This window comes from Candidatus Methylolitoribacter marinus, from assembly GCF_051853155.1.
In the GTDB taxonomy this organism is placed as follows: domain Bacteria; phylum Pseudomonadota; class Gammaproteobacteria; order Burkholderiales; family Methylophilaceae; genus BACL14.
In genome coordinates this window covers 1,275,831-1,286,469 of sequence record NZ_CP124221.1, presented here as the reverse complement: position 1 = coordinate 1,286,469, position 10,639 = coordinate 1,275,831, and the positions used below count along the sequence as shown (strand labels likewise).

Below are 10,639 nucleotides of genomic sequence, written 5' to 3'. Positions count from 1 at the left end.
AAATTAATTAAATTGACTTTTAGTTGTTTTTTGGGTATATTTCGCGATCAAAATTTAATTTAATTGGAATACAAATTATGAAACGTACTTATCAGCCATCAAAAGTTAAAAGAGCTAGAACTCATGGCTTTTTGGTTAGGATGAAGACTAAGGGCGGAAGATCTGTGATTGCTTCACGAAGAGCTAAAGGAAGAGCTCGTCTAGGTCTTTAATCTTTGATCGTAAGCTCGCTTACCAGATTAACTAATGCGGATGATTTTTCATCCGTTTTTGTTTTAAGGAAGCGTTTTAACGGTGTTTTCCTAAATATTTATCATAAACCGAATCAATTGCAATTTAACCGTTTTGGTTTAATTGTCAGCAAGAAAATTAACAAAAAAGCTGTTTGTAGGAATTACATGAAGCGTGCCATTCGTTCAATATTTAGAAGCAATGAGACTTCAAAAAAATTTGATATTGTGATCCAAGTAAAAAAACATTTTACCAATAATGATTTTTTAACTGTAACAAAAGACATTCATGACTTTTTAGATCAATATGCTAAATAGTATTCTTATTTTTATTGTCAAACTTTATCAAAAATTAATCAGTCCTTTTTTTATTTCATCATGTAGGTTTACGCCCACCTGTTCTGAATATACAATTGAGGCTTTAAATAAACATAATATTTTTTATGCTTTGTTTTTAGCTATAAAGCGCATTTTAAAATGCCACCCATGGAACCGAGGCGGGCATGACCCTTTACCATAGACTCAGATAGGAAATTATGGAAACTAAACGTTTAATACTTTTTGTTGTTTTTTCATTCGCGTTACTGTTGTTATGGGATTCATGGCAACAAAAACAATTACAGAATGAATTAGCTCTTAATAATGCTGAATTAGCAGAAACCCAGTCAGGCGATTACGATTCAAGTGCTATGGACAGCCCAGCTTATCAACTAAATAGTGAACAAAAAATATTTGTTAAAACATCTCTATACGAAGCTGAAATAAATACGGTTGGAGGAGATGTCAGAAAATTAAAATTAGTGAATTTTCAAAACGATAACAAAGATGGTTTATATGAAATTTTTACCGATGAAATGAACCCGCTTTTGTATATTGCCCAGAGTGGTTTAATTGGTAAAAACTTACCCTCACATAAAGATGTTTTTAAATCGGAACAATCAAATTATGAGTCATCTGATCAAGACTTGGTTATTCCATTAACCTTTGAAAATGATGATATTAAGGTTGTTAAATCTTATGTTTTTTCAAACGATAATTATCAAATCAAGCTTATTACATCGATTACAAATAAAAGTGATTTAGCTGTTCAACCGCAAATTTATTATCAACTATTACATGATCACAAGTCTGCAGAAACGTCAGGTATGATGCCGACTTTTACTGGAGTTTCTTATTTTAATGATGCAAATAAATTCAAAAAAATTGATTTTGATGACATTGATAATCAGAAGCCATTTAGTCTGAACTCTAATGATGGATGGATTGGAATTATTCAAAGATATTTTGCGAGTGCGTGGATAATACCTGGCGATTCACCAAGACAGTTTTATACAAAACGCTTAACTGATGGTATCTCCTCTGCAGGCGTTAGAGCAAAATTATCAACTGTTGAGCCAGGATCAAGCGCTGAAGTGAGTTCAGTTCTATATTCAGGCCCACAATTAAAAAAACAATTGCTTAAAGCTGCACCCGGAATGGAATATACAGTTGATTATGGGTGGTTAACCTTTATCGCCTCCCCATTATTTTCGTTATTATCAGGAATACAAAAAATTGTTCACAATTGGGGTGTATCAATTATTTTACTTACTTTAGTAATAAAAATTTTCTTTTACCCGCTATCAGCTTCAAGCTATAGATCAATGGCGCAGTTAAAAGAAGTGGCACCAAGACTTCAAAGCATGAAAGAAAAGTTTGGTGACGATAAACAAAAAATGCAACAAGCCATGATGGAGCTATATAAAACAGAAAAAATTAATCCATTGGGGGGTTGTCTGCCGATTTTAATTCAAATTCCGGTTTTCATTGCCTTATATTGGGTTTTATTGGGTGCAGTTGAATTAAGACAAGCTCCATTTTTTGGTTGGATTACAGATTTATCCGTCAAGGATCCTTTATATATTTTGCCTATACTGATGGCGGCTTCTATGTTTTTACAGCAAAAACTAAACCCAAAACCAACAGACCCAACACAGGCACGATTAATGATGATGATGCCGATTGTTTTTAGTATTTTCTTTTTCTTCTTCCCGGCCGGTTTAGTTCTTTATTGGTTTATCAATAATGTTTTATCAATGATGCAACAATGGTATGTGAATAAACAGATACATGCCAACGCACTGAAAAAGAAAGGAAATGGTTAACTCATCATTTCTTAATGATGACGAGACCATTACCGCTATTGCCACTGCTGCGGGGATGGGTGGTGTCGGTGTTATAAGAATTTCAGGACCTGATGCCTTTTCTATAGCCCAAAAAATTACCCAAGTTAAAACAATAGAGTCTCATCGGGCTGTATTTTCTTCCTTTTTATTAAAAGACGGACAATTAATAGATAAAGGCTTGTTGTTAGGCTTTAAATCTCCAAAATCGTTTACAGGCGAGGATGTGGTTGAGTTTCAGCTTCATGGCGGTCCTGCCTTGTTACAAACTCTCCTTGAAGAAGTTTTAAGCTTGGGTGCTCGAATGGCTCAGCCCGGAGAGTTTACTTATCGAGCATTCGTTAATAACAAACTTGATTTGACGCAAGCAGAAGCTGTTTCAGATATCATTAATGCCTCGACCAAAAGTGCGGTGATTAATGCAGCAAATTCATTAAAAGGAGATTTTTCCCTAAAAATCAATAATTTATTGAAAGAGTTAATTGATATTCGCATGTATATTGAGGCTTGTCTAGATTTTCCTGATGAAGAGATAGATTTTATTAAAAAAGGACAAATTAAGGCAAAAATTGAATCCATTAGACAATCGATCCTAGACTTAAATAAAATTGCTTCAAAAGGACAAATTATCCAAGATGGATTTCAAGTTTGTTTGGTAGGCAAGCCAAATGTTGGTAAATCAACTTTAATTAATCTGTTTTCAAAAGAAGAGGTGGCTATTGTTACCGATATTCCTGGGACAACCAGGGACCCTGTGAGAGCATCTGTAAATTTAAATGGTATCCCAATAAAATTTGTGGATACTGCAGGTATTCGAGAAACTAATGATGTTGTTGAAAAAGCAGGAATAGAAAAAACTAGGGCAACTATTGAAAGATCTGCTCTTGTAATTGTTGTGTTGGATGACGAGTCGGAAATAAAGGATTATTTAGATCACAATATTTTCTCTGACGATATGAATATAATCTGGGTTATAAATAAGATTGATCTATCTTCCAAAGCAGCAAAAGCCACCTATTTTGATAAGAACCCCCTAGTCTATGTATCGGCCAAGTTTAACTTGGGCATAGATTTGCTGGAAAATGAAATATTAAAGTCATTTGGTTTAGAAAGCTTTGATACAAATGAACAATTATTTTCATCAAGACAAAGACATTTAGATGCCTTGAAACAAATTAATAATTACCTAAAGAAAGCTCTAGAAAGGATAGAGCAGCCTGAGCTGGTTGCAGAAGAATTATTTTTAGCTCAAAAAGAAATGTCTTCCATTACCGGTGAATTTTCAACAGAAGATCTGCTAGGTGAAATATTTAGCCGTTTTTGTATTGGTAAATAATGTTTCACGTGAAACAAAATAATAAAAGATAAATTAATGTTTCACGTGAAACATCACTATTTAGAAACTTTTTACAGTAAAATTGCCAAATATATTATTTTTTAAATTAAAACTACATGAATTTTCCTAATCAGTTTGATGTAATTGTCATTGGTGGCGGACATGCTGGTACAGAAGCGTGCTTAGCTTCCGCACGCATGGGAAAAAAAACTTTACTGATTACCCATAATCTTGAAACTCTAGGTCAAATGTCATGTAATCCCTCTATTGGTGGGATTGGTAAAGGTCACCTGGTCAAAGAAGTTGATGCATTGGGTGGTATTATGGGCAAAGCTGCTGACAGAGCAGGCATTCATTTTAGAACTCTTAATGCAAGCAAAGGCCCTGCAGTAAGGGCAACAAGAGCACAAGCCGATCGTGTTTTGTATCGTTCAGCTGTAAGATCTTTTTTGGAAAATCAAGAAAACCTATGGATTTTTCAGCAACCTGTAGATGATATTAGTATAAAAGACGATGCAGTGACTGGAGTAGTGACGGAATCAGGGATTGTTTTTAATACTTCAAAAATAATATTGACTGCCGGAACCTTTCTTCAGGGGGTCGTTCACATTGGTTTAGATAATTATGAGGCTGGAAGAGCAGGAGATCCGTCAGCAAAAAGTTTAGCATCCCGTCTTAGATCCTTAAATTTACCCATAGGCAGACTCAAAACAGGAACACCACCAAGAATAGATGGGCGTTCAATTGATTACAGTGTAATGGATGAGCAGCCAGGTGATTTGCCCATACCTTACTTTTCAAGAGTAGACAATGAAATTAAATATCCTGATCAAATCTCTTGCTGGATTACCCATACCAATGATAAGACTCATAATATTATTCGTGGAGGTTTAGATCGATCACCTATGTATACAGGCGTGATTGAAGGGGTAGGCCCGCGATACTGTCCATCTATTGAAGACAAAATTCATCGATTTGCTGATAAAGAATCGCATCAAATTTTTTTAGAGCCAGAAGGCTTAAACACTCATGAAGTGTATCCAAATGGCATTTCAACCAGCCTTCCTTTTGATGTTCAATATGAACTAGTTAGGTCAATTAAGGGGCTTGAGAATGCCTTCATTCTTCGCCCAGGATATGCCATAGAGTATGATTATTTTGATCCAAGAAATTTACATAAATCGTTAGAAACCAAAAATATCTCAGGTTTATATTTTGCTGGACAAATTAATGGAACGACAGGTTATGAAGAGGCGGCTGCTCAAGGTTTGTTGGCAGGCATTAATGCTGCTTTGAGCATTGATCAAAAAGAGGCTTGGTGTCCGACAAGAGAGGAAGCATACATTGGAGTACTTATTGATGACTTGACTACTCGCGGAGTTACAGAACCTTATCGTATGTTTACAAGCAGAGCCGAATATCGCTTACTTCTAAGAGAGGATAATGCTGATATTAGATTAACACCAATTGGGCATAAATTAGGGGTGGTGAATGATCAGCAATATCAAGAATTAATAAATAAAAACAGCAAGATAGACGAATGTAATCATTTTTTATCTAAGCTGGTTATAAAACCATCAGATTTATCTGATGAAGAACAATTACGATTGTTTGGTAAAAAATTAGAAAGAGAATATTCGGCATTTGATTTAATTAAGCGACCAAGTGTTGAAGTCAATCATCTCTTAGATAGTTTGCAAAAGAGCAATGAGTTTTCACCAGAAGTGATTTTGCAGGTTGAAATTACTGCAAAATATTCTGGCTACATCAATAGACAAAAAGAAGAAATACTGAAAATACAGTCACAGTATGATCTCAATATTTCAAAAGAGATAAATTACAATGAAATCAATGGTTTAAGCAATGAAGCAATACAAAAATTAGAACAAGTTAAACCAGAAAATATTAGACAAGCAAGTCAAATTTCTGGCATTACACCAGCCAATATTGCTCTGATCGTGGTGTATTTGAAAAAAAATAATTTACTTAAAAATAAGAAATTAAAGGCTTAGGTTGAACTCTTTAATCGTAGATGGACTTAATGAGCTTGGGTATGAAAACGATGTCTTATTAATTGAAAAATTAGAGATTTATTTAGCAACCTTAAAAAAATGGAATAAGGTTTATAACTTAACAGCTATTAATGAAGATAGTGAAATCATTACAAAGCATTTTTTGGATAGTTTAAGTGTCAATGGGTTTATTCAAAATTCACAACGAATTTTGGATGTTGGCACAGGCGCAGGTTTTCCTGGATTAATTTTGGCTCTTTTCAACCCTGACAAATCATTTGTGTTGGTGGATGGAGTTTCAAAAAAAATAAGTTTTTTACAAGAGATGATTGGTAAATTAAATCTCAAAAATGTCATGGCTGTGCACATAAAAGTTGAAGAATACAAAGTAACTGAGCAATTTGATATCATAATTTCACGAGCTTTTGCTGAAATAAAAAAAATGATTAAACTAACAAAGCATTTAATTAAAGTTAATGGGAAATTTATTGCAATGAAAGGACCTGATGTCATGAACGAATTAGATGATTTGAACTTAACATTTGTTAATTACGATGTCATGGTCCCTTTTTTACAAGGAACAAGAAAAATAATTGAGATTAAAAATTCATGACAAAAATTGTGGCAATATCCAATCAAAAGGGCGGGGTTGGTAAAACAACTACCGCAGTAAATTTATCAGCAGCATTGGGAATAAAAGGAAAAAAAGTCTTGTTAGTGGATTTGGATCCTCAAGGGAATGCCACCTCATCTTCAGGCTTTGAAAAAAACAAACAAACAAAAACTGTTTATGATTTATTAGTTAACGATGAAGAGGTAAAAAAAGTAATTTTAAAAAGTAAATTTTATGACGTCATTCCTGCAAATCAAAACCTAGCCGCTGCTGAATTAGAGTTGGTAAACGTAAAACATCGTGAATCAATGTTGAAGAAAAAACTTCACCAAAAAAATAAATATGATTATATTTTGTTAGATTGCCCACCATCATTGGGCTTAATCACAATAAATGCTTTAACTGCTGCACATTCTGTTTTAATTCCAATGCAATGTGAATATTTTGCTCTCGAGGGATTAACTGATTTGATTAACACGATTAAAAAAATAAAAAAACAAATCAACACAGAAATCCAAATAGAAGGTTTGATAAGGACAATTTATGATCGACGTAATAAATTAACCAAAGAGGTATCAGATCAGTTATCTGCTTATTTCCCAAACAAAGTTTACAAAACAATTGTTCCGAGAAACGTCAGGATTGCTGAAGCACCAAGTCACGGACAATCTGCGATACAGTTTGATAAGCGATCTAAAGGAGCGAAGGCATATTTAGAGTTAGCTGAAGAAATTATTGAGAAAGAAGGAAGGGTTTAATTATGTCAAAAGAGAAAAGATTGGGTAGAGGCTTAAGCGCCCTATTTGAATCAGAAATTGAAGAAGATCAGGTTCAAGAAAAACCATTAAAAGGAGAAATGATCGAAAATATTTCTGTTGATCAGTTAAACCCTGGGCAATATCAGCCAAGAAAACGATTTGATGAAGAATCCCTTCAAGAATTAGCTGATTCAATAATCGAGCAAGGTCTAATGCAGCCAATTATTGTTCGTAAATCGGAAAATAATTTTGAAATTATTGCAGGTGAAAGAAGATGGCGTGCGGCTAAACTAGCAAAGGTTGACACTATCCCGGTAATCGTTCGAGATATTAATGATCGAACAGCATCTATTATCGCGCTGATAGAAAACATGCAGAGGGTTGATTTATCGGCTATTGAGGAAGCTGAAGGAATAAAAAAAATGATTGATGAGTTTGGCATGACTCATGAAGAAGCTTCAGATGCAGTAGGAAAGTCAAGATCAGCTGTATCAAATTTACTAAGATTGCTCCAGCTAACCGATTTTGTAAAAGATAAACTTAATTTAGGTGATATTGACATGGGTCATGCCAGGGCATTAATTTCTTTATCTGCCGACCAGCAAAATATGGTGTGTCAAAAAATCATTAATGAAAAGTTGTCAGTTCGTAAAGTTGAAGAGTTGATTCAATCTGGAATTACGAAGGTAAACAATAAAAAAATATCGAAAGATAACAATAAAAATAATGACATTGAAATACTTCAAAAAGAGTTTTCAGACAAATTAGGGTTTCCAATTACCATTGAGAATAAAAATAATAATTCAGGTTTAATAAAGATTAAATATCGTAATTTAGATGAATTAGATATCCTCTTAAATAAACTAAAATTAAATCAATCATAAAGCCTTGACTTGTCCTTAATTTCCATTCAAAATTCAGTGTTTTTGTAAGGAACGTTTTCAGTGAGACTATGAACTTAGATTTATTCACTGCAAAACTCGGAGGCTTACCCCAACAAATAAAGAAAATGGTTTTGCGACAATTTATTGTAGCTTCCATTATATTTTTGTTGCTAGTCATAAACTATTCAATGGCGCTTGGTATGTCACTCTTGATTGGTTTTGGATCAGTCATTGGCGGTTTTTTATTGGCCTTCCCCATAGCAAAAACAAATATTAAGGGCCAGCCAGGATCAGCAGTTGTGGTTAACTTGATCAAAGCTGAGTTGGTTAAATTGTTGTTCATAATTTTAACGTTATGGGCAGCTTATAAGTTTTATGATGATATTCAGCCTTTTGGATTAGTGTTAGGTTTAGCGATTTCTGCACTGATGTCAGGTTTGGCAATATCAAAGTTAGATAAAAATTAATTGAGAAATAAATATGGCAGACTCCTATAGTTCACCAAATGAATACATAGGTCATCATTTAGCATTTAATGAATTACAAATTGGCGATTCGCCTTTCTGGACACTTAATTTAGACTCTGTTGTTGTGTCTATTATCCTCGGTATCTTAACTATGGGTTTCATCTGGTGGTTTGCCAGAAAAGCAACTTCTGATGTTCCTACAAAAACACAAGCATTTGTTGAACTGATCTTTACTTTTATCGACAACCAAGTTAAAGCAACCTTTCATGGTGACCGTCACAGCTTTGTTGCTCCGGCGGCAATGACCGTATTTTTATGGGTATTTATGATGAATGCGATGGACTTTTTGCCTATCGACATCATGGCCACCATTTTAGGATGGTTTGGTATTCATGAATGGAGAAACGTCCCAACAGCTGATGTCAATACTACATTTGCTTTGGCCTTAGGTGTTTGGTTCTTGATGATTTTCTTTGGCATCAAAGTAAAAGGCCTAGGTGGCTGGGTACATGAATTGTTCTGTGCACCATTTGGATCAAATCCATTTGTTTGGCCAGCAAATTTTATTTTTAATTTAATTGAATATGTTTCTAAACCGTTATCACATTCATTACGGTTATTTGGAAACATGTATGCAGGTGAGGTGATCTTTTTATTGATCGCCATGCTTGCAGGTTTTTCTGGAGTAGTGGGTACTGCAGGAAGTGTATTGTTGGGTGCAGGTTGGGCTATATTCCATATCCTGATTGTAACGCTTCAAGCATATGTATTCATGATGCTCACAGTAGTATATTTATCCATGGCTCATGAGGGCCACTAATTTTTTGAAGGGAATTTAAATGGAAGCTTTACAATTTTTAGCAACAGTTCAATCTTATACAGCTATTGGTCTAGGACTTATGGTTGGCCTTGGAGCGCTTGGTGCTTGTATCGGTATCGGTATCATGTGTGCTAGTTTCTTAGACGGTGCTGCTAGACAGCCTGAAATGATTTCACAATTACAAACAAAAGTATTTTTATTATTAGGTTTGATTGATGCCTCATTTATTATTGCGGTTGGTATTGTGATGATGTTTGCTTTTGCTAATCCTTTAACAATGGGTGTTACACCTGGCGTTTAATTTAAGTTTTTAATCTGGAGATCAAATGAACATCCATTTTACTTTAATTGCGCAAGCACTAACCTTTGCAATTTTAATCTGGTTTACAGTTAAATTTGTTTGGCCACCGCTCTTAAACGCAATTGAAAATAGACAAAAAGAAATTGCTGATGGTCTAGCAGCAGCCAGGGAAGGCAAAGCCTCTCTAGAATTGGCTGAGAAAAAGACCACAGAAGTTTTGGATGGAGCAAAAGAGAAGTCATCTGAAATAGTTTCGCAAGCGGAAAAAAGAGCAAGTGAAATTATTGAAGAGGCAAAGCAAAATGCGAAAACAGATGCAGATCGTATTATTGCAAATGCGAAATCCGAAATTGATCAAGAAGTTAATAAAGCAAAAGAAGAGCTCAGATCACAAGTGGCATCCCTAGCAATTGAGGGAGCACAAAAAATTCTTGAAAAAGAAATTGATGCAAAAGCTCACAGCGCGATGTTAACAAAACTTTCTAAGGAACTATAAGAATATATGGCTGAAATTTCAACAATAGCTAGACCCTATGCACAAGCAGTTTTTGATCTTGCAAAAGAACAAAACCAATTACAAGCATGGTCTGACACTCTGAGTTTACTATCTCATGTTGTTGAAGATGTAGCTGTAAAGTCTGTAATTAATGATTCAAAGTTACTGGATACAGATAAAGAAAAATTAATCCTTGATATTTGTAAAAAAAATATCAATAAGGAAGGTGAAAATTTTGTAAAACTTCTCATCGAAAACAAACGCCTATTGATTTTACCCTTCATCAGTGAGGCGTTTGAAAATTTAAAAGCAAATGAAGAAGGATCTGTTACGGCGAATATTGTAGTTGCAACTAAGATTACAAAAAAAGAAACAGACGAAATAATTAAAAACTTAGAAAAGAAATTAAATAAAAAAATTGAAGCAACAGTTGAAATAGATCAATCTATTTTGGGTGGCAGTGTAATCACTGTTGGTGACACTGTCATAGATGCTTCAGTCAAAGGACAACTTGAAAGTTTAGCTTTCTCAATGAAAGCGTAATTACCCAGGAGAAAATA

14 protein-coding genes are annotated in these 10,639 nt (G+C 34.3%); all 14 read left to right on the top strand.

Annotated features, from left to right (window positions below):
- Positions 1–77: 77 nt before the first annotated feature.
- The 14 genes from rpmH to QFA95_RS06925 all read left to right on the top strand — a co-directional run bounded on the left by rpmH (position 78) and on the right by QFA95_RS06925 (position 10,622).
- Entirely contained in the window at positions 78–212 is a 135-nt protein-coding gene (gene rpmH, locus QFA95_RS06990) for a 50S ribosomal protein L34 (RefSeq protein WP_009852641.1), read from the top strand.
- A 3-nt stretch (positions 213–215) separates the two neighbouring features.
- Positions 216–548, top strand: a complete 333-nt coding sequence (gene rnpA / locus QFA95_RS06985; protein WP_486462799.1) for a ribonuclease P protein component — start codon at positions 216–218, stop codon at positions 546–548.
- The gene (gene yidD / locus QFA95_RS06980; protein WP_486462798.1) at positions 538–750 is read left to right on the top strand and encodes a membrane protein insertion efficiency factor YidD; all 213 of its coding nucleotides are present in this window, start codon (positions 538–540) and stop codon (positions 748–750) included. Before rnpA ends, yidD begins: the two co-directional genes overlap by 11 nt.
- A 16-nt stretch (positions 751–766) precedes the next feature.
- Positions 767–2,374: a membrane protein insertase YidC gene (gene yidC, locus QFA95_RS06975; protein WP_486462797.1), complete on the top strand. Its 1,608-nt coding sequence runs from the start codon at positions 767–769 to the stop codon at positions 2,372–2,374.
- Positions 2,367–3,728, top strand: a complete 1,362-nt coding sequence (gene mnmE / locus QFA95_RS06970; protein WP_486462796.1) for a tRNA uridine-5-carboxymethylaminomethyl(34) synthesis GTPase MnmE — start codon at positions 2,367–2,369, stop codon at positions 3,726–3,728. The genes yidC and mnmE overlap by 8 nt, the downstream gene beginning before the upstream one ends.
- A 116-nt stretch (positions 3,729–3,844) precedes the next feature.
- On the top strand, positions 3,845–5,740 hold the full coding sequence (mnmG, locus tag QFA95_RS06965; protein WP_486462795.1) for a tRNA uridine-5-carboxymethylaminomethyl(34) synthesis enzyme MnmG: 1,896 nt from the start codon (positions 3,845–3,847) through the stop codon (positions 5,738–5,740).
- 1 nt (position 5,741) lies between these two features.
- Entirely contained in the window at positions 5,742–6,353 is a 612-nt protein-coding gene (rsmG, locus tag QFA95_RS06960) for a 16S rRNA (guanine(527)-N(7))-methyltransferase RsmG (protein WP_486462794.1), read from the top strand.
- Positions 6,350–7,111: a ParA family protein gene (locus QFA95_RS06955; RefSeq protein ID WP_486462793.1), complete on the top strand. Its 762-nt coding sequence runs from the start codon at positions 6,350–6,352 to the stop codon at positions 7,109–7,111. The genes rsmG and QFA95_RS06955 overlap by 4 nt, the downstream gene beginning before the upstream one ends.
- Before the next feature lie 2 nt (positions 7,112–7,113).
- Positions 7,114–7,995, top strand: coding sequence for a ParB/RepB/Spo0J family partition protein (locus QFA95_RS06950; protein ID WP_486462792.1), 882 nt, complete (start codon positions 7,114–7,116; stop codon positions 7,993–7,995).
- A 68-nt stretch (positions 7,996–8,063) separates the two neighbouring features.
- On the top strand, positions 8,064–8,462 hold the full coding sequence (locus tag QFA95_RS06945) for an ATP synthase subunit I (RefSeq protein ID WP_486462791.1): 399 nt from the start codon (positions 8,064–8,066) through the stop codon (positions 8,460–8,462).
- Positions 8,463–8,475: 13 nt separating this feature from the next.
- A complete protein-coding gene (gene atpB / locus QFA95_RS06940) occupies positions 8,476–9,282 on the top strand; it encodes a F0F1 ATP synthase subunit A (RefSeq protein ID WP_486462790.1) in 807 nt (268 codons plus the stop codon).
- A gap of 19 nt (positions 9,283–9,301) precedes the next feature.
- Positions 9,302–9,583 carry a F0F1 ATP synthase subunit C gene (gene atpE / locus QFA95_RS06935; protein WP_009852625.1) on the top strand — a complete coding sequence of 94 codons (282 nt, stop codon included), beginning with the start codon at positions 9,302–9,304 and terminating at the stop codon, positions 9,581–9,583.
- A 25-nt stretch (positions 9,584–9,608) separates the two neighbouring features.
- A complete protein-coding gene (locus QFA95_RS06930; protein ID WP_486462789.1) occupies positions 9,609–10,079 on the top strand; it encodes a F0F1 ATP synthase subunit B in 471 nt (156 codons plus the stop codon).
- A gap of 6 nt (positions 10,080–10,085) precedes the next feature.
- Positions 10,086–10,622 carry a F0F1 ATP synthase subunit delta gene (locus QFA95_RS06925; protein WP_486462788.1) on the top strand — a complete coding sequence of 179 codons (537 nt, stop codon included), beginning with the start codon at positions 10,086–10,088 and terminating at the stop codon, positions 10,620–10,622.
- Positions 10,623–10,639 lie beyond the last annotated feature (17 nt).